At 44.5% G+C, this 25,472-nt stretch carries 25 protein-coding genes; 18 read left to right on the top strand and 7 right to left on the bottom strand.

Annotated elements, in window-relative coordinates; all coding sequences use genetic code 11:
* Nucleotides 1–11: 11 nt before the first annotated feature.
* A complete protein-coding gene (locus tag F6J94_RS04430; RefSeq protein ID WP_293037254.1) occupies nucleotides 12–515 on the top strand; it encodes a hypothetical protein in 504 nt (167 codons plus the stop codon).
* A 312-nt stretch (nucleotides 516–827) separates the two neighbouring features.
* The gene (locus F6J94_RS04425; protein WP_293037251.1) at nucleotides 828–1,022 is read left to right on the top strand and encodes a hypothetical protein; all 195 of its coding nucleotides are present in this window, start codon (nucleotides 828–830) and stop codon (nucleotides 1,020–1,022) included.
* A gap of 148 nt (nucleotides 1,023–1,170) precedes the next feature.
* Here the strand turns inward: F6J94_RS04425 and F6J94_RS04420 are convergent, their stop codons facing one another.
* A complete protein-coding gene (locus F6J94_RS04420; protein ID WP_293037248.1) occupies nucleotides 1,171–3,918 on the bottom strand; it encodes a DEAD/DEAH box helicase in 2,748 nt (915 codons plus the stop codon).
* Nucleotides 3,919–4,175: 257 nt separating this feature from the next.
* The gene (locus F6J94_RS04415; RefSeq protein ID WP_293029039.1) at nucleotides 4,176–4,511 is read right to left on the bottom strand and encodes a hypothetical protein; all 336 of its coding nucleotides are present in this window, start codon (nucleotides 4,509–4,511) and stop codon (nucleotides 4,176–4,178) included.
* Nucleotides 4,512–4,673: 162 nt separating this feature from the next.
* Here F6J94_RS04415 and F6J94_RS04410 point away from each other — a divergent pair, with 162 nt between their 5' ends.
* From F6J94_RS04410 to F6J94_RS04395, 6 genes are all read left to right on the top strand, one after another.
* Nucleotides 4,674–4,865, top strand: a complete 192-nt coding sequence (locus F6J94_RS04410) for a hypothetical protein (RefSeq protein ID WP_293037245.1) — start codon at nucleotides 4,674–4,676, stop codon at nucleotides 4,863–4,865.
* 1,480 nt (nucleotides 4,866–6,345) lie between these two features.
* Nucleotides 6,346–6,612: a hypothetical protein gene (locus F6J94_RS04405; protein WP_293037242.1), complete on the top strand. Its 267-nt coding sequence runs from the start codon at nucleotides 6,346–6,348 to the stop codon at nucleotides 6,610–6,612.
* Nucleotides 6,564–6,728, top strand: a complete 165-nt coding sequence (locus F6J94_RS34135) for a transposase family protein (protein ID WP_367142163.1) — start codon at nucleotides 6,564–6,566, stop codon at nucleotides 6,726–6,728. The genes F6J94_RS04405 and F6J94_RS34135 overlap by 49 nt, the downstream gene beginning before the upstream one ends.
* Complete coding sequence (locus F6J94_RS34130; protein ID WP_367142161.1) at nucleotides 6,682–6,867, top strand: hypothetical protein; 186 nt, start codon at nucleotides 6,682–6,684, stop codon at nucleotides 6,865–6,867. Before F6J94_RS34135 ends, F6J94_RS34130 begins: the two co-directional genes overlap by 47 nt.
* 8 nt (nucleotides 6,868–6,875) lie before the next feature.
* Nucleotides 6,876–7,433: an ISAs1 family transposase gene (locus tag F6J94_RS34125; RefSeq protein WP_367142160.1), complete on the top strand. Its 558-nt coding sequence runs from the start codon at nucleotides 6,876–6,878 to the stop codon at nucleotides 7,431–7,433.
* Nucleotides 7,434–7,821: 388 nt separating this feature from the next.
* Nucleotides 7,822–9,558, top strand: coding sequence for an EAL domain-containing response regulator (locus tag F6J94_RS04395; protein WP_293037239.1), 1,737 nt, complete (start codon nucleotides 7,822–7,824; stop codon nucleotides 9,556–9,558).
* 328 nt (nucleotides 9,559–9,886) lie between these two features.
* Here F6J94_RS04395 and F6J94_RS04390 read toward each other — a convergent pair whose 3' ends face one another.
* On the bottom strand, nucleotides 9,887–10,117 hold the full coding sequence (locus F6J94_RS04390) for a NifU family protein (protein ID WP_293037304.1): 231 nt from the start codon (nucleotides 10,115–10,117) through the stop codon (nucleotides 9,887–9,889).
* A gap of 144 nt (nucleotides 10,118–10,261) precedes the next feature.
* Here F6J94_RS04390 and F6J94_RS04385 point away from each other — a divergent pair, with 144 nt between their 5' ends.
* The 3 genes from F6J94_RS04385 (at nucleotide 10,262) to F6J94_RS04375 (ending at nucleotide 13,175) form a co-directional block, all read left to right on the top strand.
* A complete protein-coding gene (locus F6J94_RS04385) occupies nucleotides 10,262–11,971 on the top strand; it encodes a glycoside hydrolase (protein ID WP_367142159.1) in 1,710 nt (569 codons plus the stop codon).
* 151 nt (nucleotides 11,972–12,122) lie between these two features.
* Nucleotides 12,123–12,869 (top strand): 2-phosphosulfolactate phosphatase family protein, encoded by a 747-nt coding sequence (locus F6J94_RS04380; RefSeq protein WP_293037301.1) that lies wholly within the window; start codon nucleotides 12,123–12,125, stop codon nucleotides 12,867–12,869.
* 90 nt (nucleotides 12,870–12,959) lie between these two features.
* Nucleotides 12,960–13,175 (top strand): hypothetical protein, encoded by a 216-nt coding sequence (locus tag F6J94_RS04375; RefSeq protein WP_293037236.1) that lies wholly within the window; start codon nucleotides 12,960–12,962, stop codon nucleotides 13,173–13,175.
* Between the two features lie 72 nt (nucleotides 13,176–13,247).
* On the opposite strand, the gene pheS is transcribed toward F6J94_RS04375, so the two are convergent.
* Nucleotides 13,248–14,249 (bottom strand): phenylalanine--tRNA ligase subunit alpha, encoded by a 1,002-nt coding sequence (pheS, locus tag F6J94_RS04370; RefSeq protein ID WP_366514156.1) that lies wholly within the window; start codon nucleotides 14,247–14,249, stop codon nucleotides 13,248–13,250.
* 171 nt (nucleotides 14,250–14,420) lie between these two features.
* Here pheS and surE point away from each other — a divergent pair, with 171 nt between their 5' ends.
* Nucleotides 14,421–15,233: a 5'/3'-nucleotidase SurE gene (gene surE, locus F6J94_RS04365; protein ID WP_293037233.1), complete on the top strand. Its 813-nt coding sequence runs from the start codon at nucleotides 14,421–14,423 to the stop codon at nucleotides 15,231–15,233.
* 339 nt (nucleotides 15,234–15,572) lie between these two features.
* Here the strand turns inward: surE and F6J94_RS04360 are convergent, their stop codons facing one another.
* The 3 genes from F6J94_RS04360 to glp form a co-directional block, all read right to left on the bottom strand.
* Nucleotides 15,573–16,178, bottom strand: coding sequence for an HD domain-containing phosphohydrolase (locus tag F6J94_RS04360; RefSeq protein WP_293029945.1), 606 nt, complete (start codon nucleotides 16,176–16,178; stop codon nucleotides 15,573–15,575).
* 245 nt (nucleotides 16,179–16,423) lie between these two features.
* Nucleotides 16,424–18,052: a GTPase HflX gene (hflX, locus tag F6J94_RS04355; protein WP_364302420.1), complete on the bottom strand. Its 1,629-nt coding sequence runs from the start codon at nucleotides 18,050–18,052 to the stop codon at nucleotides 16,424–16,426.
* 560 nt (nucleotides 18,053–18,612) lie between these two features.
* On the bottom strand, nucleotides 18,613–19,947 hold the full coding sequence (gene glp, locus F6J94_RS04350; protein ID WP_293037230.1) for a gephyrin-like molybdotransferase Glp: 1,335 nt from the start codon (nucleotides 19,945–19,947) through the stop codon (nucleotides 18,613–18,615).
* Between the two features lie 209 nt (nucleotides 19,948–20,156).
* Here glp and F6J94_RS04345 point away from each other — a divergent pair, with 209 nt between their 5' ends.
* From F6J94_RS04345 to F6J94_RS04320, 6 genes are all read left to right on the top strand, one after another.
* The gene (locus tag F6J94_RS04345; RefSeq protein WP_293037226.1) at nucleotides 20,157–21,512 is read left to right on the top strand and encodes a Mur ligase family protein; all 1,356 of its coding nucleotides are present in this window, start codon (nucleotides 20,157–20,159) and stop codon (nucleotides 21,510–21,512) included.
* A 101-nt stretch (nucleotides 21,513–21,613) separates the two neighbouring features.
* A complete protein-coding gene (locus F6J94_RS04340; RefSeq protein WP_293037222.1) occupies nucleotides 21,614–22,441 on the top strand; it encodes a Uma2 family endonuclease in 828 nt (275 codons plus the stop codon).
* 16 nt (nucleotides 22,442–22,457) lie between these two features.
* Complete coding sequence (locus tag F6J94_RS04335) at nucleotides 22,458–23,627, top strand: DUF58 domain-containing protein (RefSeq protein ID WP_293037219.1); 1,170 nt, start codon at nucleotides 22,458–22,460, stop codon at nucleotides 23,625–23,627.
* 241 nt (nucleotides 23,628–23,868) lie between these two features.
* A complete protein-coding gene (locus F6J94_RS04330) occupies nucleotides 23,869–24,234 on the top strand; it encodes a ferredoxin-thioredoxin reductase catalytic domain-containing protein (RefSeq protein ID WP_070395220.1) in 366 nt (121 codons plus the stop codon).
* Nucleotides 24,231–24,662, top strand: a complete 432-nt coding sequence (locus F6J94_RS04325) for a DUF309 domain-containing protein (protein WP_293037216.1) — start codon at nucleotides 24,231–24,233, stop codon at nucleotides 24,660–24,662. The genes F6J94_RS04330 and F6J94_RS04325 overlap by 4 nt, the downstream gene beginning before the upstream one ends.
* A gap of 198 nt (nucleotides 24,663–24,860) precedes the next feature.
* A complete protein-coding gene (locus F6J94_RS04320) occupies nucleotides 24,861–25,343 on the top strand; it encodes an LptA/OstA family protein (protein ID WP_293037213.1) in 483 nt (160 codons plus the stop codon).
* Nucleotides 25,344–25,472: the final 129 nt, after the last annotated feature.

Genomic DNA, 25,472 nt, shown 5'->3' with positions numbered 1-25,472 from the left:
AAGAGGGGGATGTGGAGGTTGCTATTGCTAATTTTAAAAAAGCCAAAGAATGGAATCCAGAGCTAGAATTACAGCCAGAGATAAAAGCCAAACAGCTAGCAGCTGCTGCTGCTAAAGTTGAACAAGGTGAGCAGTTAGCTAAAGAGGGTAAATTCACCAAAGCCCTATCTCTCTATAAACAAGCGCAACAACTAGATCCAAACCTAGAAATTGATGCTAATTCTTGGAATGAACTCTGTTGGTTTGGTAGTCTCCATGGATATGCTGCTGACGTGATGGATGCCTGTGAAAAAGCAATAATCAAAGATCCTAATCAAAAGTTTCATCAAGGTAATCGTGGTTTGGCTAGAGCCTTGACTGGGGATACAGCAGGCGCAATATCAGATTTTAAAGCAATTGTAGACTCGATTGATGATAATGAGTCGAAAGCAGAACTGCAAAAATGGATAGATGAGCTGCGGGCTGGTAAGAATCCTTTTACGGAAGAGGTGTTGAAGGGTTTACTTGAGGAGTAAGGGTAGGGAAGGCAATAGGCAATAGGCATGCTAGCAATAGGCTGTAGAACTGGCATCTTGCCAGTTTCATGCTTATTGTCGGGCGGGCAGGATGCCCACTCTACTGATATTGACACTGGCAGTAGAACTGGCATCTTGCCAGTTTCAATATATTTTTTGTAACAAAATTTTTCAAAATATGTTATAATTAAATATTTTTGTGCTATAGTATAAGGGTGGGCGCTGAGACGCCCAGAGTCAAGAGCTAGCCCGGTGAGTGTCCAAAATCTACGGGCTAGCTCTGGCTCCCCTAAAAAAGGAGACAATTTGATTATGAGTTATTCTGAACGCCTTCATCCGTGGGTGGTCATTAGGCTGTTACCACAAATGCAGCGAGTTGTTGTTGCTCGCTTCCGCAATCGATCGGATGCCGAGGGACATTTGTGGGCTCTGAAACGATTAATGCCTGATGCGGAATTTATAATTGTTTTTGATGTTGGGAATAATCCAGTAGGGAATAGGGAATAGGGAACAGGGAACAGGGAACAGGGGTCAAGAGATAGATTACCTAGGAAAATGTTGCTATGTTTGTTAATAACTGATTGTAGTGTTTCTCCTGACTCCTGACTCCTGACTCCTGACTCCTACCCTTACCAAAGGACTTTTTCAGCAAGCCCTACTTAACTCTTTCATTCACCGGAAAGCGGTCAAGTAACTGAGCAGCACGAATCGCATTAGCTTTTAAAGACTCTGATAGAGGCAACACATGGGGAATTTGGGATAATATATCTAAGGTTCGACGTAAGATTCGCACCACGTCCCCTTCATCTAAGCTGGTATTACCGCATATCTCCCGCCAGGATTTGCCTAATGACCACTGTTCTATTAGACCAATTAACCTATCCTCTGACCAAACCGGTAAGGCGACATGATATCGACGCTGTAGCTGAAATACTTGACGCCGAATCCTCCTGAGGTTTGTCAATGCTTCTAGCACTTCCTCACTTGGTTGATAGTTTGTCCAACTATCCGGTCTAGGAGTTTCCGTAACTAAAGCAGAGCAAGCTGCTGCCAGTTGGTGGGGGTCTAAATCATCTAATTCTCCCGACAGCATGGCTAAGGCTAGCCACAACTCATTTTCTCCCCGAAGCGAAGCAGCCGCTTGCCCCAGAACAGTGGGAGTTAAGTCCTCCAAAGAACCAGATGCTTTTAAAATTTCAATCAGGTTCAGAAATTCGTGCCAATGCTGAGCCTGGTATTCTCGGAATTTAGCTTGACGTTGGTTAATTTGCTCCTGCAAAAACAACCGTTTTTTGTGGCGTTTGATCAGTTGAGAAGGATTACCCCACTGACGAAGAGCATGGGTTTCCATTTGACCCTCTAGATCAGCAACAACACCTTCTTGCTCCCTGACTTCTGGAGCAACCCAGAGTTGAGCAATGGTGGGAACTTGGTTAGCCAAGGCTTCAGTATCTTCATTTCCGCTTTTGACTTGACCTGGTTTAATCTCAAGCCCCTCTAAAGGCTGGAGAGTTCCAATATCAAGGCATCGAAGATTAATAATGTGAGAAGAGTCACCTTGAGTTGAGCCGGTTGAGTAATCTTCCGTAGAGCCATTGGATACTTGGTCATCGGCCACTTCAGGAAAGCCATCTAACCCCATCACATCAGCAGTTGTTGCCACATACCATCGGTTAGCAGCACTTAAGCACACCAGATAGGGGAATTGACCGGAACCCTTTTGTTTAGACACCAAAACAGCTGGAACAGGAGAAGACACTGGCACATTCTTGCCCTTCAAATAAAGAATGACTCCCGGTTGCACCTGTTGTAGTAATTGGGATACGGCTTTAGAAACAGATACCTCTGCTTGGTGTTGCAGGTCTTTAAGGATGCGGCGCTCTACTTTCAGGTGTTCCTTCAGTTTTTGATAGCCTTCCATTACTGCCACATCTACCGGTGCCAGTTGAAAATCAATTCTCGTCAGTTCCGCAGTCAGTTCAGTAATTGCCTGTTGTTGAGGTTTGAGGTACAAAGTAGCTAGATACTGAGCAAAGCTGCGTTCAACTAACTCCTTAGCTTGAGGCAGAGAGTGAGTTTGCAACAAATTCAGTACCATACCATAGGTAGGGGTAAACTGACTAACTAGGGGATCAGCACCAGCCGTTGCTAGATAAGCCGCCTCCTTAGCCCCTTCAAAGGGGGTTTGCACCGTCACCACATAGCCATTGGTATCCATCCCTCGCCGTCCTGCTCGTCCAGCCATCTGCAAAAATTCCGAGGCAGTCAGTAGCCGGTGTCCTCGGTCAGTACGCTTAGATAGACTGGAAATAACAGTGGTACGAGCAGGCATATTAATTCCTGCTGCTAGAGTTTCTGTAGCAAATACCACCTTCACTAGTCCTTGTTGGAATAGTTCTTCCACTAGACCTTTCCAAGCAGGTAAAATTCCAGCATGATGGGCAGCTATACCTCGGTAGAGGGGGTCAATTTGTTTCGTACGAGCTGCTTCTGGATTTTTACTGATAAATTCATCAATCCGTTTCTTGAGTTGAGCTGCTTCTTGTTCATTGACCAGGGATAGTGGACCCATCTCATCTACTGCCTTATCACAGCCTCGGCGGCTAAAGATGAAGTAGATAGCTGGTAACATCTCCCGTTTTTTTAGTTTGCTCACCACAGAGCTAATGCTGGGACTTTCCGGACGTCCACTTTTGTCCTTGCTTTTGGGACGTCTGGTTTTCAGGAAGTTGTTAATCTTGGTTTGGTCGTCATTCAGCAGGGAGACAATTCCCTTGGGATGGGCAAAGTAAAACTCTAGGGGAACAGGTCGGAAGTCAGAGTAAATCAGCTGAGTGGAGCCATGAACTTGATTCAGCCAGTCGGTCAGCTGGTCAGAATTGGCAACAGTGGCAGACAGGGCAACAATTTGAATATCTGGCGGACAATAGATAATTGATTCTTCCCAAACCGTGCCTCGTTGTCGGTCATTCATGTAGTGACATTCGTCTAGGATCACCGCCTCAACCCCTAGCATAGAGGCTCCCACTTGACCAATTGGGGTACCATAGAGCATATTACGGAAGATTTCCGTAGTCATCACTAAGACCGAAGCTTCCCGGTTGACCGAGGAATCACCGGTAACTAGACCGACTTTGTCTGCGCCAAATTTTGCCCGAAAATCCCTTAGTTTCTGGTTGGAGAGCGCTTTGAGGGGGGTGGTGTAGAAAACACGTCCTCCTTGAGACAAAGCACGATAAATGGTATACTCACCAATCAGGGTTTTCCCAGAACCAGTCGGAGCACAGACAACTACTGATTTACTATCATTGAGAGCCTCAATTGCCTGTTTTTGGAACTCGTCGAGTTCAAAGGGAAATAGGTTGTTCGGGTCAAGGTCTACTGATGAAGTAGCAATATTCACACAAGGTTTTTCCAATAAGGTATATAATCGTTAGGTGTTGTTTGTAATCACATAGTCCTTTGGTTGTATATATTGTATGTTAGTTAATTAATTGAGAGGGTGTACACCATTTTACTCAAGATACCCCTGGTGTATTTATAGGGATTTGTTTCCTCTAACAAAGGGCGAGACAAACTTGAGGTGCTTTAGGGTAGGGTGTTTGAGGCTATTTCCAAAAACTATTCCGAAAGGGGTTCAGGTATTTGCGGGGAGTCTGGTCATAGGGGAACCCTGCCGACTGGACTGCTGGTACACTGGGGCTTTGCTGTGTTCGGTAGAGTTGTTGCTGACCATGTCTCGATACTATTCCCTTGATCATCAAGAGAACGCACCACCACAGTCACAGCTGGTTCCGAGGTACCGTAGTCTGGGTGAGTTGCGATCGCACTCAGGTAATCTCCAGGCTCGACATTACTAAGACTAATCCCAAACTTCCCGTCTTGATCTGCTTCGGCTGTAGCAATCTTCTTACTCAAGGGACCTATCCCATGGGTTTTTGGGGAAACCTGGTCTACAACATAGATATCTACCTCAGAACCAGGGTCAGGTGACATACTCCCACACTGACCTGACCATCCCGTTGGAAAAACTCTACCGCTAACCACTGAGGTGTATTTACAGAATTATTCCCAGTGTCTCGCCTACGGTTAGGAGAGTCTCGCTTGGGGTTTGGTCGATCACCTACTTGATAATGCCTTGCTCCGGTATGGTTTCTAGTGACTAGGTCAATGCTCAGCCGTCGAAGTATTCGTCCTTTAAGACTGGTTGGAGATAAAGGTTACACAGGTCGTAGAATCCGTAATTACCTCCGTCGTCGTGGTATCCGTCTTACCATACCACGACTTTCCCGCCGAACCACGTCGCGGTCGATAAAACCTTTGAAATCTATCGTCAACGCCACCTTGTAGAGCGTGCTATCAATCGAATCAAGCAATTTCGCTCCCTTCGCTACCCGATACGATTTGCTTGCTGAAAATTATACAGCCATGTTGACGATCGCATTAATTTTATTGTGGTTATAGTTTGAAAACACGCCCTAGAGTAGTCACTTTGAAGTGCATAGGTAAAAATACTTAATAGGTCGTAAACTATCAGCCATAAGTACTAAATATTTCCTGTAGTTGCTTTTTTTTTTCTAGTAGCAGGTTATAGTACTGGAGTCATTGCTATAACTAGCTAATCAAAAGGGGTTACAGCAGCAGATAGGTATGACTTCAGGGTCAAGGTCGGTGATGTTAGCTATATCGAAGGGCGTAAGTAAACTAACTATAACGTATCTAAGCTAAATTAAGTGATTATGCCCATACTTATTTAGTCATACCCTTGATGCGCTAATCCCCCACTTAGGGGACAATAGATTAATTAATAATTCATACAGTGGTTTAGGTGTGATGAAAATTATAATGATTAACTCTATTAGTTATTGGGATAAAAATTACTTATTAAATAATTATATGGTAATAATAAATATGTTGTGAACGCTCAGGCGGACAAGATGCCCGCACTACAAATTTTTTTTGTCTGGATTTTTACAACTCGTTTATAAACGCGCTTAGTAAGTTGTTAACCATCTAATTTGCACAGGAAAAGTTACAGGTTGCGGTGGGACAAAGCGCGAGTTTTCCAACTCCTAGGTCGCCGCTCGGCGAACGCCAAGGGAACGCTCACCAAGAGATAATTTTGAGGGTTGACGGTTGAGGTTTGAAGGTTTACGGCCCCCCTAGCTTCGCGTGCGGAGCAATAAGGGTGGATCCCTGCTGACTGTTAAAGCCTATTAATCAGCCTCTACACCCAAAGCTATCAATTTAAATGTGCCATTTCAATGACTGTCATCTTAGTTATCTACCAAATTCAGCAAAATTACGCTGAATTACAGTCAAATTATCCCAAAAATAGGTTTTAGTAAAAATACCGCATGGATAGCTCATAAATCTTGACTGCTGATTAATCATAATCGAATTTAATTAAAATACCTACAAGTGCTTTAACACATTATCGCTTTGGTGTTTATTGACACAAGGTAGTGAGAATGTTCACTTTTTTAAAAGGGTGAAATCAACGCCATGCTACGGATAATTATTAATTATTGATATTTAAAAAAAACAATGTGAAGTTTTTGTGAACACAATGAAAAATGTTAAATATTATACAAATTTACCGCTAGATTCCCCATTATTAATCAAAATTAAGCATGTTTTTTTTATTTGAATAAATAAAATTTTATAGTAAATTAATATCCCAATACAGTTAATATTTGCAAATAACTGAAGTATCTGCTTACCTCATTACTGATACCAAGTCTAGGTAACATACCAGGGTAAGCGCAAGAAAAATGAATTCATAATATGCTAGTGAAACCGATGTCACAATAAAGGTGTCCCATGGTGATTGGCTTCGATAAACCCACTAACTCAACTTACACCAGTAGTCCATCCTTACCACAGAGCGCCAGCCCTTGATGTTCAACAGGTTCAGCAGCAAATGCTCGAGCATTTTGAACATCTATCAGATCCGCTCCGGAAACAAGGAGTGCTCCATCCATTTGTAAGTATAGTGATGATTGCACTGGAGCGCCACCATGGTCGGGGCAAGGGGCAACGGATGATATCGAAACTTATGGGATTAGCCACCAGCATTGGTTATCGACCTTTTTAGCATTACCAAATGGGATTCCCATTGCAGATACATATCGGCCAGTGTTTGAGCAGATATCCCCTCCAGCCTTTGAGAATAGTTTCGAGAGCTGGCTCACGAAGTTTTGTGATAGATAATGGAGCCGAGGTGATTCCTATTGATGGCAAACAAATCAAGGGTTCCTATGATCGCAACCAGGGAAAATCGGCTTTACATGTGGTTAGTGCCATAGCGAGTGAGCATCGGTTGTTTCGTAGGTCTTGTGAAAGTAGATGATAAAAGCAATGAAATTACAGCCATCAAGCGCCCTACTAGAAATACTCAACATCTCTGGATGCATCATTACCATTGATGCCATGGGGACTCAGCATCAAATAGCCGATGGTATTCGTGCTCTTGGTGCTGATTATGTTTTGGCGCTCAAAGGAAATCATCCTACTTTGTTCGAGCAGGTTAAGCAATGGTTTGAAACTGCTGTTGCTAATAAGTTTGAGGGTATCGAGTATAGCTATGATCTGCGGGTAGAATCAGGACATCATCGTACTGAAAAGCGTCAGGTTTGGGCAGTAACTCTTGCTGAAATAGACTTCGATTTGTACAAACAGTCCCAGTGGTCTGGATTACAGACCATTGTAATGGTTATTCGCACCCGCCATCATAGGAACAAGACTACCCGTGAGGTGATGTTTTACCTTACTTCTTTACCACCCCTCAACACGTCGGGCTTAGCAATCCGACAACACTGGTCCATTGAAAACCAACTGCACGCTCGTATTAGATTTCACCTTTGGGGAGGATGCGACGCGGATTCGTACAGGACATGCACCACAAAATATGGCTAATCTCAAGCGCGCTTAGTCTCAATCTACTAAATCTGGAAACGAGTTATAAACGCAGTACTCGTCAAAAAGTCAAACGATCCATTATGGTAGCAAGGTATATGCTTAAGGTTTTAAAAGCTTCGATTCCCCTACAGTCTAACTTATCTGAGCCATAATTTTTCGCCGCTGTACCCTGGGTAACATACCTCCCAATACTACTGAGTTAGTAGCGGACACCCGTAGATCGCGCAGCTACACCAACGAAACCTGCTTTCCCTACTTTGCTCCAACTGTGGCCGATCCCTTGCAGTATTGAAATAGGTGGTTATATCTTTACGCTGTTCCTTAGCAAAACCTTGTTCAAGATCACCTTCTATGTCCACTACACTTGATTTAAGTCAAAAGAACTATGAATAAGATTCTAGTAATCGAAGACGAGCCAATAATTCGGAAGAACCTACTCACCCTGCTCAGAGCAGAAGGGTTCGAGACGATTAGTAGTGACAACGGTAACAGTGGGGTCAAGCTTGCTCAAGAGGAGCAGCCTGATTTAATTATTTGTGATATAATAATCCCTCAGCTAGATGGTTATGGTGTTTTAAAGACTCTGCAGCAACATCCCGTAACTGCTGCGATTCCCTTTATTTTCCTCAGCTCCAAAGCTGACTGGTCAGATTGGCGTATGGGGATGAGGTTAGGGGCTGATGATTATCTGATCAAGCCTGTTAAGCGCGAGGAATTGCTAGATGCGATCGCGACTCGACTACAAAAACGACTTTATCAAACCAAGTGCCATCATCTTGAACTGAAAAAAGTTCAAGCTCAACTGGACTATCTACTCCGTTATGACCAGCTTACTAACTTACCGAACCGACTCTTGCTAGAAGAGCGATTTAATCAACTACTGATACAACGACAGGGACGTTATCGTCGTCTGCCAGTGCTGTCTTTAAGTTTTGACCAACTTAATCAGATCAACAATATCCTAGGCCCTGTTAGTGGTGATTTGTTACTTCAGGCAGTGGCCAAACGACTTCTTGGTAGGGTTGGACCTTTGGATACAGTGGCTCAGTTAGGGATAGATCAATTTGTGATCTTGCTAGCTACTACAATTAACCAGACAGAGATAGGGCAAATGGCGGAAACACTGATCGATGCTTTATCCTTACCCTTTACTATAGAAGAATATGAGATTGTCCTGACCCCTAAAATCGGCATTGCCTGCTTTGGTAGGGATGGTCTTGATCTAAATACCCTGATCACCCATGCCAACGGAGCCAGAGAAAATGCTGGACACAAAGGACAGAAGGCTTACGAATTTTATATTGCCTCGATTGGTGACAAATCCCAACAAGCCCTATTGCTAGAATTACAATTGCGCCAAGCATTGCAACAGGATGAACTTCAACTTTACTATCAGCCCAAAGTAAATCTTAGAACTGGAGAAATCGAGGGAGCAGAAGCCTTAATCCGTTGGCATCATCCAGAATTGGGAGCAATCTCTCCAGCTAAATTCATTCCCCTAGCCGAGAAAACTGGTTTGATTGTGCCTGTAGGAGAGTGGGTACTCCGAAAAGCCTGTACCGAAGCAAAACTCTGGCAAACTCAAGGGTTGTCCCCAGTACAAATCGCTGTAAATTTATCGGGACATCAGTTTAATCAACCCAATCTCAGTGACTCCATCGTAGCAATTCTGGAAGAAACCGAACTGGAAGCGAGATATTTGCAATTGGAATTAACCGAAAGTACCCTGATGGAGAATCCAGACCATGCGATCGCTACCTTAAAAGAGTTAAAGTCCTTTGGTATTCAGATCTCGATTGATGATTTTGGAACCGGTTACTCTTCTCTGAGCTACCTGAGACTATTTCCCTTTGATGTGTTAAAAATTGACCGTTCTTTCGTTTGCCAACTTACAGAGGATGTAAAAAACGAAGCCATTACTACTGCGATTTTGCAAATGGCTCACAGTCTCAACTTGAAGGTGGTGGCAGAAGGGGTGGAGACAGCTAGCCAACTAGCGTTCCTGTGTGGTCATAAGTGTGATGAAATTCAGGGTTATTGCTTCAGTCCTCCATTATCGGCTCCAACCTTCACAGAATTGCTTAGTACTGGTAAAAGGCTTTCAATCTCTTCTCTGGGATAATTAATTAATTAATTTTTAATTGTTGCTATAGGGTTTTAAAATGAATTTTCAAAAATAATTACAGTTATTTTAATTTACCTTAATTTACCTAAAATACCTATATACTATATTATATCTCATCTCTTTCCTTTTGCATGGAAGCTTTTCCCTCAGGGATTATGTTAACAAATAAAAGGTAAATGCTATAGCCATTATCAATGGTTTGAAAGACAGATATTTTGTAGGAACACGATCAGATCGTGCCCCTACTGTTTGCAATCGAGATCAGAGCAACTATAATAATCGGCTGAACACTCAGAACTGCGCACTCAGTAACTGAGTATTCAGCTTATATTACTTGCTCCACTTCAATGATTTCAGGGATAAATTCCTTTAAGCGGCGCTCAATCCCCATTCTGAGGGTCATGGTAGAGCTAGGGCAAGACCCGCAGGCTCCCTGAAGTCTTAATTTAACAGTCGGACCATCTAACTCAACTAGCTCCACATTACCACCGTCAGCGATCAGGTAAGGACGCATCTCATCCAGGACTGTTTCAACATTTTCTGGAGTGAGTGCCATTGTTTCTGACATAATCAACCTCAGCTACATTGTAATTTCATGATAACTATGTTAATGGTAGCTTTCTGTGGGAAATGACCAATGACTAAAAACTGATGACCGATGATCGATATCATGGTTAAGGTTTAGGATAGCGATCGCACCATGTCTCATCCTCTATACGTTGCCTTTATCTGGCATCAGCACCAACCGATTTATAAATCCTACAACGGTGCCTCGGTGGCATCAGGCCAATATCATCTACCTTGGGTGCGCCTACATGGCACGAAAGATTACCTAGATTTGGTGCTGCTCCTAGAGAGCTACCCTAAGTTGCATCAAACGGTTAATCTAGTACCAACTCTAATTTTGCAACTGGAAGATTACATTGCTGGTACTGCTTTCGATCCTTATCTGACCCTAGGGCTAACCTCCACTGAACAACTGAATCAACACCAGAAGCAATTTATCATCGAACATTTCTTTGATGGCAATCACTACACCCTGATTGACCCCCATCCCCGTTATCGAGAACTGTATGAGAGCCGCCAGGATAAGGGTAAAGAGTGGTGCCTAAACAATTGGACACTAGAGGATTACAGCGACCTACTAGCATGGCATAACCTAGCGTGGATTGATCCGTTGTTTTGGGATGATCCCGATATTGCTAGATGGTTGGAGCAGGGGCGAAACTTCACTTTGTCAGACCGACAGCGCATTTACTCCAAGCAACGAGAAATCCTCAGCCGCATCATCCCCCAGCACCGGAAAATGCAAGATGCTGGTCAACTGGAAATAACTACAAGTCCCTATACTCACCCTATTCTACCGTTGTTAGTGGATACGAATTATGGTCATGTAGCTGTTCCTGAGATGAGTCTACCCCAACAGCGATTTCAGTGGGAGGAGGATATTCCCCGACACCTCCAGAAGGCTTGGCAGATGTATACAGAAAAATTTGGACGAGCTCCACGTGGGCTATGGCCTTCCGAACAGTCAGTCAGTCCTGAAATTTTACCTTACATTGCCGAAGCTGGGTTTAATTGGATTTGCTCTGATGAAATAGTATTGGGTTGCAGTATCAACCACTTTTTCCATCGGGATGAGAGAGGGAATGTTACCGAACCAGAGTTACTTTACCGCCCTTATCGTCTAGAAACAGATCACAAAGACCTAGCAATTGTGTTTCGAGACCACCACTTATCAGATTTGATTGGCTTTACCTATGGGTCAATGTCACCGACTAAGGCAACGGCTGATTTCCTGGGACATTTAGACGGGATTCGCGCTTCCCTTGCGATCGCAGAGTGTAACCCTGACACCTCGAAACCCCAGCAATCTGAGGCTTGCAGCGGTTTAGAACAGCCTTGGCTAGTCACGATTGCTTTAGATGGGGAGAATTGCTGGGAAAACTATTCCGAAGATGGTTTACCCTTCCTCCAATGCCTCTATCAAAGTCTGAGTGATCATCCTCATATCAAACTCGTAACGGTTTCTGAGTTTATCGAACCATTTTCCCCTACAGAAACTATTCCGATCAGTCAACTACATAGTGGTTCCTGGATAGATGGTAGCTTCACCACTTGGATTGGTGACCCAGTCAAGAATCAAGCTTGGGACTTACTAAGTGCAGCACGACAAACCTTAGCCAAGCATCCAGAAGCCACGGAAGAAAATAATCCAGAAGTTTGGGAAGCTTTGTATGCAGCAGAAGGTTCTGACTGGTTTTGGTGGTTTGGTGAGGGTCATTCGTCCAACCAAGATGCCGTCTTTGACCAGCTGTTCCGGGAACATTTGTCGGGGATTTACCGAGCACTGAATGAGCCAATGCCACCTAATCTCAAACACCCCTTAGTATCTCTTCAGGTACCTTGATTGAACCGGCTAACTAATATACTATTATTTGTGGCTGTCGTGCCCGATAAATTGGGCTGCCATTAGGCTGGCTGGTTTAATCGGCAAGATTAATCAGGCTAGTTATGTCAAGGAAAATTTCAGCAGTCCAGAAACCAACTATATCCAAGCCGTGAAGCTATCTATCTACCACACCCCGGAAGAAACTCCGAAAGACACCTTACCAGACTGTGCGATCGCAATTGATGTCCTGCGAGCCACGACGACCATGGCTACAGCTTTAAATGCTGGTGCTGAAGCGGTGCAAGTGTTCAGTGATATCGACAAGTTAATGCAAATCAGCGAACAATGGCCCACTGACAAACGGCTACGAGCTGGGGAAAGGGGTGGTAAAATGGTAGAGGGCTGTGATATGGGTAACTCGCCCTTAATTTGCACACCTGAGCGAGTAGATGGAAGGCGACTATTCATCAGTACCACCAACGGTACCCGTGCTTTACAGCGTGTCCAAAATTCCCCAGTAGTCCTAGCTGCTGCCTTAGTGAATCGTGTCGCAGCAGTGGAGTATTTGCTGACCCACAAACCAGATACTATTTGGCTAGTGGGGTCAGGTTGGGAAGGAGCCTACTCCCTAGAAGACACCGTTTGTGCTGGGGCGATTACTCAAAGACTTATGGAAGAAACCGGAGACTCAGTGGATGACATGGCTGGTAATGATGAAGTAATTGGTGCGATCGCACTTTACTCCCAGTGGCAAGATAAATTACTAGAGATGTTCTATCACGCTAGTCACGGAAAACGCCTGCTGCGGCTCAATGGTCATGAAGATTTAAAGTATTGCGCTCAAACTGATGTATTAGACGCTTTACCGATTCAGAAAGAACCAGGGGTTTTGGTTAACAACCCAGTTAGCAGGTAACAGCCACGTAACTAAAGACAGCTTTTTAGCTGTTTTAGTTTACGTACGCAATTATTTTTGATTTTTTTAGATATCCTCTAATTTTTGGGAATGAACTCACCAGAATTTAATTCACTGAGCCAATTTCTACAAGGACTAAGTGAAGAAGAATTAGCTCAACGATTAGGAGTGGCACCAGCAACACTCCAAGAATTAAGAGACCAAGCTGATTTTAAGCAGTGGAGTCAGGATAAAGACCCAGAATCAGTTTCCTGGCGATATCAGAAGGATAAGCAACGCTATATAATTAACTTATCCTTTGGATGATTGTGGTTTACCTTGTGATTTTTTTTTGATGAATCAAAGTTTCGTTGAATTTACCAGTAACGCTAATCAAAACTAAAACTGCTTCAAAAAGCGCAAATCACTGTTATACAAGCGACGAATATCATCAATCTGGTGCAGCACCATGGCAAAACGTTCTACTCCAAAACCAGCAGCGAAACCTGTAGAAATTTCAGGATCATAGCCTACAGCCTTGAGTACATTGGGGTCAACCATACCGCAACCCATCACTTCTAACCATTTCCCTTTCCACTGCACATCCACCTCTGCTGAAGGTTCAGTGAAAGGAAAATAACTGGCACGGAAACGCACTTCTAACTCTTCCCCAAACATTGCCTCCAAAAATTCCTTAAGGGTACCTTTGAGGTCGGTAAAGGTTATCCCTTCATCCACTGCCAAAAGTTCTATCTGATGGAACACTGCCGAGTGGGTAGCATCTACCGTATCCCGTCGATAAACTCGACCAGGTGCCACAATCCGAATCGGTGGCTCATGGTTTTCCATGTAGCGAATCTGTACCGAAGAGGTATGGGTACGCAGCAAATTACCATCGGGCAAGTAGAAGGTATCTTGCATATCCCGAGCCGGATGGTCAGGGGGAGTATTCAGGGACTCAAAGTTATAGTAATCTGTCTCCATCTCTGGGCCAGTAGCAATGGTGTAGCCTAAACCAACAAAAATATCTAATGCCCGATCAATGGTGCTATTGAGGGGGTGAATTCGACCTTGGGGACGATATACCCCTGGCATAGTCACATCCAGGGTTTCTGAACGCAATTTTGCCTGAATTTCAGCTGCTTTCAGCTCTTGCAGCCTCTGCTCTAGGTTCTGCTGGAGGGTTTCTTTGACAACATTTGCGATCGCACCAATCTTAGGTCGGTCTGCTGGTGCTAACTTACCCATTCCCCGCAATATCTGAGACAGTTGCCCTTTCTTGCCTAGGTAATTAATGCGCAACTGTTCCAAGTTTTCCAAGGTATCAGCAGAAGCGATCGCAATGGTTGCTTCTTCTTTGAGTGTAGCTAGTTGGGTCTCAATCTCGTTGAGGCTTGTCATCAGTAATTTTAGGTTAATAAGAGAAGAACCGGAAACCCCTGTCATTTATGCAGGACTGTTTCATTTTACTGAAAAAATGGTCAGGTGAGTGGGGTAAACGGTCTTAGAATATATCAATTTCAGATTAGAATCGAACAGCGACTTTTCTCTTTAGCTGTAGCCTCATATCCTATGAAATTGCTGATCAGCAACGATGATGGTATTTTTGCCCTTGGTGTACGTACCCTTGCCAACACCCTCGCTGAAGCGGGGCATAATGTTACCGTAGTATGTCCTGACCGAGAGCGATCAGCAACTGGTCACGGTTTGACTCTCCATGAGCCCATCCGTGCTGAAGTTATAGATAACATCTTTCATCCCAAAGTTACTGCTTGGTCTTGTTCTGGAACCCCTTCAGACTGTGTAAAGCTGGCTTTGTGGGCATTAATGGATAGCGCACCAGATTTAGTGCTTTCTGGGATTAACCACGGCTCTAACCTGGGTACTGATGTCCTCTACTCTGGCACTGTTTCAGCCGCTATGGAAGGGGTAATCGGAGGGATTCCCAGCATTGCCTTCAGTCTAGCCACCTACACCTCAAAGGAGTTTCAAGTAGCGGCTTCATTCGCGAAAACTCTCCTAAATCAGCTGTCAGAGCAACCTTTACCAAAAACAACATTACTCAATGTGAACGTGCCAGCTGTGAAGCTCTCAGAAATAGCTGGGATTGCCATCACCCGTCAAGGGATTCGTCGTTATATCGAGAATTTTGAGAAACGAGTTGATCCCCGAGGTAAAATCTATTACTGGTTAGCTGGTGAAGTTATTGAGGATGTGGAACAACCCGATCATATTCACTTACCTCAAGATATCCCTACTGATGTTCAGGCAATTCGCAACAACTACATTACCATCACCCCTTTACAATATAACCTCACTGATACCGCTAGGGTGTATCACTTGAAGCAGTTGAAACTGGGTCAGGATGAAGGATGTTCGCCGTAGGCTTTCCTTGTAGGGTTTCATCAAGGAGGGAAAATAAAGGATGAAGGATAAAGTTTGGCAAAATTTACCTGAATTTATATTTAAAAATGAGGATATTTACTGCTTTTATACAGAAATACAATTGACCGTTTAATCCTCAAAAATAAGGTAAAAAGCACCCATGCTGCGACAACTTTAGTCAGCGGATTTCTATAACCATTGAAGCAGGCATTGATGAGATACTTCTTAATTGTAAGACCTGTTGGCAATAGCTTAAGAAAGAAAAAGGTGAAACCAACTAGTCAACTCTTTTTTGGTTAAACTTTAAACCTTCAACTTTAAACCTTTGACATTTAACCTTCAACCACCGCCTCGATAGTACAGTTCAAGAAAGCGGAAAAACTTTTCACAGAGTTCTGGATCTCTTGCACCAACGTTTATTTCTTTGGTAATTTCTGCTACCGCCTGTTTCCAGTAGGGGCGAATGCCTGGGGGATCACTACGGTTACGATATAGCCGCTTGCTGATGATAGCATCTGCCGCATTCACCAGCTGAAAGACCTGAACAATGTAAGGAATTTTCTCACCACGCAACCCATCCGGATAACCAGTGCCATTCAGCCTCTCTTGGTGGGTACGCACTAAGAATGCAAACTCCTTCAGGAGTGGATGCTGGTTACAAATCAGTTCTGAAACTTCAGGATACTCCTTAACTTTTGTCCACTCCTTTTCTGTCAGCGGTCCTGTTTTGAACAGGATCTGATCGGGAATGCTAATTTTCCCTAAACCGTGGCAATAGCACAAAAAAACCAGCTGACGCATTGCTTCTGGCTCTAAGTTTAACCAGCGCCCAAAATGCATGCACATAGTTCGCAGACGATAGCACCTTAAGCCAATCGGGACGTTGCGAGCCAACTGGATTTGTTCAAGGAAATTTAGGATATCGGCGTCCCCAGAACGAAGCATCAAACTTTGAAGTTGGTTTTGGTTTTAACAATTAAATTATCCCTATCTATTAGCTTACAGTTGTGATTTTTTTATGAAGCTAACCCAGTTTATTAAGTCATTATATCATAATGGTAGTCCTCTAAAAGTAGTAATAGACGTTGGTAAACTCGACTCCTAGCAAGACATAAAACTGCCAAAATAACTACTTGTTTAGAACGAGCGAACTCACGATTTTAGTTATTTTTTTATGAAGCTGATTCACTTTATTGAGTTGCGATCGCATAGTGAACTAACTCAACTAGTTTCTGACGCAATGTCTCCAGTCCAAGACGTTTACTAGCAGAAATAAAGACTCCTTGAGGAAATTCTTCTTTCGCTAACGCTAGGGTATCACTATCTACTTGGTCGATTTTATTAAATACTACTAAAATCGGTCCTGGTGTAATGGGCATATCCCTCAGAATCCCCATTACAGAACGAATGTGACTAGCCCACGCTGAATGGGATAAATCCACTAAATGCAGCAAAGCATCTGCTTCTGTTACTTCTTCGAGGGTAGCCCGAAATGAATCTACTAAGGGTGGGGGTAACTCGTGAATAAACCCTACCGTATCGATCAATAGCATAGCGCTAGATTTACCCGTTACTGAGTCAACAATAGGTAAGCGTCGGGTGGTGGGGTCAAGAGTAGCAAATAACTGGTCAGCGGTATAAACCTCAGCATTGGTTAGGGTATTCAACAGGGTAGATTTGCCGGCATTTGTATAACCAACGACCGCCACTGTCGGAACGTCCTGTTGCTGACGCCGCTGCCTTAACCTTGACCGATGAGCCTGTAATTGGTTTACTTCTTGTTGAAGTCGGGCAATTCGACGCTGAATGGAGCGACGTTCGGTTTCCAGTTTGGTTTCACCCGGACCACGAGTACCAATGCCACCCCCTAACCGGGACATCGCCTGACCCCGACCAGTAAGGCGAGGCAACATATATTCTAGTTGTGCCAGTTCCACCTGCAATTTACCAGCACGGGACTGAGCTCTTTGGGCGAAAATATCGAGAATCACTTCAGTACGGTCTACAACCCGAACACCAATTTGGGATTCTAGGTTGCGAGCTTGTGCTGGTGATAGGTCGCGGTCAAATACTACCAGATTAGCGGCTAGAGTTTGGGTAGTCAGGGCAATTTCCTCTACTTTACCGCTACCAACTACTGTTTGGGGATGGGGATGCGATCGCTTTTGCTGGATTACCCCTAATACTTCTCCACCAGCGGTTTCCACCAACCGCCCAATTTCTGCTAAGCCATCTTCAAATCGCTCTGGGCTGATTTTTTCAGTCATTAACCCTATAATCAGCACCCTATCTTGGTCAACATCGACTTCCTGAGCCACAAATTGCCGTCGAAACTCAGCTTCTAGCTCTTCGACCAATTCCTGGAAATCCTGCTTGGTCAGAATATCCAGACTAATGGGTGATGATACACTCCAATTTAGGAGTTGAGAGTCTACCTTATTGTGTCCTTCTGAGTTACTAGGAGGGAGCAAATGTGCGAGATAGGTTTCTTTGATATAACCTGTTGCTCCACCACCCCGCCTTATCATACCTGACCCAGTAATCGTAAGTACCACCAATGCATCCAATCGCTGAATTGCCATAGCCGTGAGGGTAGATTCTCTAGGGGTTTCTGATTTGAGCTGAGTGGCGATACAGCGAATCCCGCACAATCGTTCAGCACCGTAACGGGGCAATTCCAGGGGAGGAATTTTGGTCTGAGTAGGGGTACCTACAGCCACACGAATCACTTGTCCCCGGCGATTGATGTAGGTGCATAGGGGCTGTTGAATGTCTGTGCTAATGGCCGCAACACGTTGAGCAAACTCCGGTGTAGTCAAGTTATCGCTAGGTAAGCGTTGGTGATACAGCCGTTTTAGTTGCTTGAGCTGGCTAGGCTTAAGACCTTGAAGATTACCGTAGATAGTATCGATAGGCGCTACTGACCAGTAACCTGGTTTCCAAGACTACTCTATCTATTTTAGGACTTACACAGTGAAACCAAAAATCCGGCTTTGCTACGGGTATAGGGTGATGGGGTGGGTGACCGGTTGACCGGGTGTGGCGAGCAAGGTATGACAACAAAGCGTTAGTCCACAGGAATTACGCACCAAGACCCTTATAGCGCTACGCGCAAGTCAGAAGTTAGAAGTCAGAAGTCAAAAGCAAGCTAGGACTAGGTTTCGGAGTTTAGAAATGTCCTAACAGTAGCGCGTAGTGCTATAAAACCAGGTTTTTGGTGATAAATCAAAGATCCTTGCTTCCATGGCTTTTACCTTTTATATCAAATCCGGATAATTGCCCAGACTGAAGATATCTAGACAAAATATTTCTCTCCCTGCTCCCCTGCACCCGAAGCTCCCCTGCACCCGAAGCTCCCCTCACCACGAAGTATGGTTATTCAACCAGATTTGATATTACCTTTTGCCCTAGCCAAACCTTCCCCTACCTGTAAGACTAATACTGATTCACCAGCCCGAATCAAGGTTTTACCGATTGGCACCACTGCTAGACCATTGGTATAAGCAAGATTAATCAAATTACCAGAACTATGACTACCACTGGCCAGATGAAATTCGTAGGCACCAGCTGCATCTAAACACAGTTGTCCCCACAGGTAAGTTTCCCGGCTTCCACCAGCATGTAAGTCATTAGATGCGATCGCTTTGACAAAAACTGGTTTCGAGACTTCCTCCGGTAAACCAGATAGTTTTAACAGTGCTGGTTTAACAAACCGCCAACAACTGACTAGTGCTGAAACGGGATTCCCAGGTAGACCAAAGTAAAGTACTGGACGTTTTGAACACGAAGGAGTAATAGAAAGATCACTTTCTTCTGGGGAATTAGGCAAGGGGGAGGTAAAGGTAGCAACTGTTAGGGGTTTACCGGGTTTAACGGCAACCGAGTGTATGTGAATCTCTGCTCCGAGCTGGGCTAAGATTTGGTCTACATAGTCATAATCCCCCACTGATACACCCCCAGTAGATAGAACCATATCTGCTTCGGAGATAGCGTTTGCGATCGCATTTTTTAGATCGTCTGGCTGATCGCGCACAATCCCCATAGGTATGGGTACTCCTCCCAAGAGGGAGACAAAGGTAGCCAAGGCATACTGATTAGAATCCACAATTTGACCAGGTTTTAGGGGTTGGTCAGGGGTTACTAGCTCGTTGCCAGTGGAAAAAATTGCCACCCGAGGACGCCGATACACTGTCAATTGGTTACACTGAGCTGCAGCTAAAATGGCGATTTCTGGAGCACCAAGCCTAATGCCTGGTTTCATAAGACTGGTTTGGGCTTGGTAAAAAGATGCCCGATGACGGACAAAGGCTTGGGATTGGGGAGCCTCCAAAATCACCACCTGGTTATCCTGGAGTTTGGTGTTTTCTTGGATCACCACCGTATCAGCTCCTTTTGGCATACAACCTCCAGTAAAAATCCGTGAGGCTTGTCCCGGTTTCACTTCACATTGGGGTTGATATCCAGCAGGGATTTCTTCGACAATAGTTAAAACTACTGGTTGTTCGCGATTGCAGGATTGGACATCGCCATAGCGCACGGCATACCCATCCATGGCTGAATTATCCCAGTGGGGAAAATCTAAGTTACTGGTCACTGTTGCTGCCAGAATTCTATTAGTGGCAGCAGATAGCTCTACCACCTGTGTTTCCAGCCGTGGGTCAAAGGGTTGAACCAAATTGAGAATGATTGACTCTGCTTCTTGAACTGCTAGCATTGCCTATTAAGTATGAAAGATGAACGATGCAGCACTATTGCATGAAGGACACAGTGAAGTACTTGCGCTGTGGTGGGCGTGAAATCTTCCCTAATTATCCTCCACTTCATCAATGGTAGGTTTTTAGTTTTGATCGGAAGTTTCGATTCTGATCGGTTCATCTTTGGTTCCAACTCTTTAATCCACGAACAACTTGTAGCTTTCATCCCGTGACTAGATCAATTATCGATAGATTACGATTAGGGTTATCCGTAGGCATTGCCAAAACCGTCACCGCTCTGGTTCGGTTATTAAACCTAGGGGCAGCAAGTGTTCTGCCTGGAGCAATTGCCCGTCGTCTCCAGCCTCAAGTGCTTCCCTTACTCTTGGATCAGGTCAGACGAGGTGTGATTCTAATTGTTGGTACTAACGGTAAAACTACCACCTCTCTACTTCTATGCACTATCCTGGAAGACCTTGGTTGGCAAGTTGCTCACAATAGTACTGGGGCAAATTTGATTAATGGCTTAGTGACCGCACTCCTAGTTAATACCAATGGCATTGGTCAGTTGGATGCTGACTACGCCCTTTTGGAAGTAGATGAAAATGTGCTGCCCTTGCTATTGCTTGATTGTCAGCCTAAATTTATTTTGGGCTTAAACCTGTTTCGTGACCAGCTGGATCGTTATGGGGAAGTGGATACTATTAGCCGTCGCTGGCAAAATGCGATCGCTCCCTTACCTGAGGAAACCGTTGTAGTTTTAAACGGCGATGACCCTACCCTGTCTTACCTCGGTCAACAGTTACCCCAGAGAGTCCTTTTCTTTGGGTTAAGTGAGCCAGATCTCTATCTTGATGAAATTCCCCATGCCGTTGACTCAATTTACTGCCCCAGTTGTGGACATCCCCTGGACTATGAGGGGGTTTATCTGTCCCATCTAGGAGACTATCACTGTCCTCAATGTGGCTTTAGTAAACCTCAACTCGGAGTCAATAGTAGCCAGTGGCCACAAATATTAATTGGTATCTATAACAAATACAATACATTGGCAGCGGGATTACTAGCCATAGAGATGGGAATTGACCGGGATACCATCTACAACAGTATTAAAACCTTCCGCGCTGCCTTTGGACGAGCAGAAGAATTAGTTGTGGATGGGAAGCGGGTTCGGATTCTGTTGTCCAAAAATCCAGTAGGGATGAATGAAACGATTCGAGCTGTTAATGACTTGCAAAAACAAGGTGGAGCATCCACTAAGCTAGTGGTACTCAATGACCGAACCCCCGATGGCACAGATGTGTCTTGGATTTGGGATGTGGATACAGAGAAATTAGTGAACTCAGGGGGAACTGTGGTAGTCAGTGGCGATCGCGTTTATGATATGGCACTCCGTCTACAATACAGCCAGAATCAAGACCAGAATCAAGACCAGACTAATTGCCAATTGATTATTAAAGAAGATTTATCAGACGCGATCGCTACCGCTTTGGAGCAAACTCCAGATCATGAAACCCTTCATATTTTGCCTACTTATTCTGCCATGTTGGAAGTGCGGGGACTTTTGACTGGGCGCAAAATTTTGTAGGTATTTTTAAGGGAGATAATTGGAAATTTTATTAAGTCCTGACTCATAAAAAATTCTGCCAAAATAAATCTATACCCCCAGCAGTAGCCGATCAGGAAACCATGACTCAAAGTATTGACCGGGTTGTTTTACCTCCTCCTTTCCCAGATCACACCCAACTACCAGAATCAGATGGAAGTTTTGTGAAAAATTTTCAGGAACACCCCCAAAGCATATTACTGACAGATTCGATTGGACCAGTTTTACAGCAAATCCATCCTGATGGACACTATGCCATTGGGCAAGACTGTGGTATTTATTGGCGAGAAACTGACCCACCCGAAAAAGGAGCAGAAGCTCCTGACTGGTTTTATGTTCCCAATGTTCCCCCTAAGTTAGATGGTGAAATTCGCCGTTCCTACGTTATATGGCGAGAATATATCGCTCCTTTAATTGCTCTTGAATTTGCCAGTGGGAACGGGGAAGAAGAACGAGACCAAACTCCTCTATCCCGAAGTGAGGAAGGAAAAGTAACTAAACCAGGCAAATTTTGGGTTTATGAGCAGATTATACGCATTGCCTATTACGGTATTTATGAAATCAAAACTGGTAACTTGGAGGTCTATGAATTCCTTAAAGGTTTCTATCACAAAATGAAGCCCAACGAGCGAGGTCATTATCCCATTGAACCATTAGGAATCGAATTGGGACTGTGGCAGGGAACCTATCAAAATCAAAACCAACTCTGGTTAAGGTGGTGGGATAACCAAGGTAATCTATTGCTGATTGGTAATGAGCGGGCGGAAGTAGAACATGCACGAGCTCAAAAAGCTGAACAGGCAATCTTCGAGGCTGTGCCCCGTTTCCTGAAGATGGGACTAACAGTGGAACAGGTAGCAGAAGCCCTTAGCTTGAGTGTAGAACAGGTACGAGAACAAGTTGAGGGTTGAATAACTGTAAAAAGTCATGAGCATTATCAAACAAACCACCGAATGGTTAGAAACCAACTGGGTTAATCCCGCCTATGGAGGTTTGCTTTTAGCAGGTATTGCCATTTGTTTCTTTGGCGCTGCCACCAATACCATGGCAGGATGGCTCTATGTGATCAGTGCAATTATTTTTGCCCTACTGGTAATTGCCGTTATCTTACCAGTGCGATCGCTTAACCATCTATCAGTACGCCGACGTCCGATCTCACCAGTCAGTGTGGGAGACCAGTTAACCATTGAACTAGAAATCGAAAACCCCACCCTCGGACCTCAAACCCTATTACAAGTTCAGGATATGCTCCCACCAGAACTCGGAGCAATGACCAAAACACCAGTAGCTAGCATTCCAGCCCAAAGTGTCCATCGCTGGGTTTATTACCATCCCACCCCCAAACGAGGAGTCTATCGTTGGCACCAGGTACAATTGAGAACTGCCACACCCTTGGGATTATTTTGGTGCCGTCGCCGTCGATATGTCAGCGCTAGGGCAGTAGTTTATCCCACTGTACTCCCCCTTACTTGCTGTCCCCTAGTGGATGAAATCGGTGAAGAGGACAGTATGCAAGTCCAAAGCGATCGCAAATCTCAATCACTTAGCCAAGACCTTACCAAAGCACTACGACCTTACCGAGTTGGTGACCCTACCCGTCTGATTCACTGGCGCACCAGTGCTCGTTACGGTGAATTACTGGTACGGGAGTTAGAAGTATTGACTGGTTCTCAAGAAATTATCATATGCCTCGATAGCTCCAGTCAATGGCATCCCGAAGACTTTGAACAAGCCGTGATTGCTGCTGCTTCTATGTACTCCTATGCTTGTCGGACTCAGCCAAATGTGAAATTATGGACACCAATAACAGGGTTATTGCACGGCAGTTCAGTAGTGTTAGAAGCCCTTGCTGCCACCCAAGCCGGAGTTGATGGGAAAGCTGAAGAGCAACCCTATTTACCCCCCTATCTACCCTTGATCTGGCTGACTCAAAATCCTGTTAGTCTTAACTCCCTACCCCCTGGAAGTCGTTGCTTACTTTGGCCAAAAGATGTATCCGTGGGGAAGCCAGTCCAACAACTTAAGCGCGATAGTTTGGGAATTGTAATTAATACGACTGAGCCCCTAAAACCCCAGTTACAGCAACCGATACGATAGCAAATAAGCTGTGAAACGCAACGGATTATGAACGGAGCTAAGGTCAGGTTGTTTGCAGTCTGGTCTGCTGATTTAGGGTAAAGCAGAAGGTTTTGGTATTTCTTAACACCAATTCAACCGATCAAGCAATTATCCTAAACTATGTTATGTATCGCTATCCCAACGATCAACAAATATCCGATTTACCTGTAAGACAGTACGATACAATTCTAAGAACTCTTTCATAACTGAATTTTACTAAATGACTACATCACCAATAGCTAATCAAGCCAGTGATAGTAAACTGGAGGCGATGCAAAACTTTGCTCAGACTTATGCTCAGCGGACTGATACTTACTTCTGTGTTGACCCAAGCGTAACTGCTGTGGTTATTGAGGGACTTGCCAAAAACAAAGAAGAACTCGGTGCTCCCTTATGCCCTTGCCGCCATTATGAAGACAAAGAAGCAGAGGTGAAAGCTACCTTCTGGAATTGCCCTTGTGTCCCAATGCGGGAACGCAAGGAGTGCCACTGTATGTTATTTTTGACCCCGGATAACGATTTTGCGGGTGATAAGCAAGAAATTTCCCTAGACGAAATTAAAGCTGCGCGAGATAGCATGGCATGACAGCCATAGTACTACCTGAAGAATTTTGGCAGGGTGTCGATCAATTTAATCAGCAAGAGTTTTACGCTTGTCACGACACCCTTGAAGCTTTATGGATAGAAGCAGTTGAGCCGCAAAAGCGGTTTTATCAAGGCATTTTACAAATAGCTGTTGGCTGCTACCACCTAGGTAATCTAAACTGGCGTGGTGCAGTGGTTTTACTCGGTGAAGGGATTGGACGTCTCAGTAACTATCAACCGGACTATGGGGGGATTGATGTCACTGAGCTACTATCTCAAAGTGTTAATCTCCTACAGGCATTGCAAAACGTTGGCTCAGAGCAAGTTGCTGATTTTGTTAGACAGTTAGAGGCGGCTGACAGCAATGATGTTGTAGTTGGTGGCGAAGGGGTTAGGGGTTTTCCAAAACTCAAAGGAGTTGATGGTTAACCATTAACTTGTTAACCATTAGTTGTTAGCACATGCTTTGAAGGGATGAGAAACTTTGTTGGTGCCTAGTCGTCAAAACTAAAACACGTGCCTTAGAGCAAAAAGCCCATTTTAATTCCCAAGCTATGGCTGGATTTGCTTAAACTAGTAGGCAGAACAGCTTATTGGTATTCGAGATCAGTCATCACACACAACAGCATGAAGTCCGACCTTAAATATACTAACCGATTAAGGCATAATCTAGGTCTAAGATTATTCTTGCCAGTTACCTTGGTAGGTGCGATCGCATTACCAACTTTCCTTAACATCCCCCAAGCACAAGCCCAAAATAAACCATCAGCAGCTGATGGAGGTGCCTTGACGGTTCGCTCTGATGTCCAGGAAGCTAACTCCAAAACTGGCGTAGTCACAGCCCGTGGCAATGTCCAAATTAACTATCCCGCTCGCCAAATACAAGCAACTGCAGCCCAAGCCCAATACTTCAGCCGTGAGCGCCGTCTGGTTCTCAATGGTAATGTTTTTGTGTTGCAGGAGGGCAATAGTATTCAGGGTGAAACCATTACCTATTTGATTGATGAAGGACGCTTTGTAGCCCTGCCTCAACAGAACCAACAGGTAGAATCAATTTACATCGTTACTGACTCAGACAGCACCACATCACCTGCTCCAGGGCTTCCCTAACTAGGGCATGTCGTCAGTTAGAGAATTGACAACCAGTCAGTGCAGCTATAGAACTGAGGGGAGTCAGGAAAACTCAACTAAGGAGGAAGTAATGCGTCGGTATGCCTTGCGAGATGATCAGTGGGAGCG

The organism is Moorena sp. SIO1F2, assembly GCF_010672755.1.
GTDB lineage: Bacteria > Cyanobacteriota > Cyanobacteriia > Cyanobacteriales > Coleofasciculaceae > Moorena.
Note: the sequence above shows the minus strand (reverse complement) of the source record. Positions and strands in the feature narration are given on the sequence as shown.

Coding starts and splice junctions, on each gene's coding strand:
- surE (WP_293037233.1), top strand. CDS start 14,421: ATGAAATTGCTGATCAGCAACGATGATGGTATTTTTGCCCTTGGTGTA.
- F6J94_RS04395 (WP_293037239.1), top strand. CDS start 7,822: ATGAATAAGATTCTAGTAATCGAAGACGAGCCAATAATTCGGAAGAAC.
- F6J94_RS04360 (WP_293029945.1), bottom strand. CDS start 16,178: ATGCTTCGTTCTGGGGACGCCGATATCCTAAATTTCCTTGAACAAATC.
- F6J94_RS04340 (WP_293037222.1), top strand. CDS start 21,614: ATGACTCAAAGTATTGACCGGGTTGTTTTACCTCCTCCTTTCCCAGAT.
- F6J94_RS04335 (WP_293037219.1), top strand. CDS start 22,458: ATGAGCATTATCAAACAAACCACCGAATGGTTAGAAACCAACTGGGTT.
- glp (WP_293037230.1), bottom strand. CDS start 19,947: ATGCTAGCAGTTCAAGAAGCAGAGTCAATCATTCTCAATTTGGTTCAA.
- F6J94_RS04390 (WP_293037304.1), bottom strand. CDS start 10,117: ATGGCACTCACTCCAGAAAATGTTGAAACAGTCCTGGATGAGATGCGT.
- F6J94_RS04425 (WP_293037251.1), top strand. CDS start 828: ATGAGTTATTCTGAACGCCTTCATCCGTGGGTGGTCATTAGGCTGTTA.
- F6J94_RS04415 (WP_293029039.1), bottom strand. CDS start 4,511: ATGTCACCTGACCCTGGTTCTGAGGTAGATATCTATGTTGTAGACCAG.
- F6J94_RS04375 (WP_293037236.1), top strand. CDS start 12,960: ATGAACTCACCAGAATTTAATTCACTGAGCCAATTTCTACAAGGACTA.
- F6J94_RS04385 (WP_367142159.1), top strand. CDS start 10,262: ATGTCTCATCCTCTATACGTTGCCTTTATCTGGCATCAGCACCAACCG.
- F6J94_RS04320 (WP_293037213.1), top strand. CDS start 24,861: ATGAAGTCCGACCTTAAATATACTAACCGATTAAGGCATAATCTAGGT.
- pheS (WP_366514156.1), bottom strand. CDS start 14,249: ATGACAAGCCTCAACGAGATTGAGACCCAACTAGCTACACTCAAAGAA.
- F6J94_RS04325 (WP_293037216.1), top strand. CDS start 24,231: ATGACAGCCATAGTACTACCTGAAGAATTTTGGCAGGGTGTCGATCAA.
- F6J94_RS04330 (WP_070395220.1), top strand. CDS start 23,869: ATGACTACATCACCAATAGCTAATCAAGCCAGTGATAGTAAACTGGAG.
- F6J94_RS34125 (WP_367142160.1), top strand. CDS start 6,876: ATGAAATTACAGCCATCAAGCGCCCTACTAGAAATACTCAACATCTCT.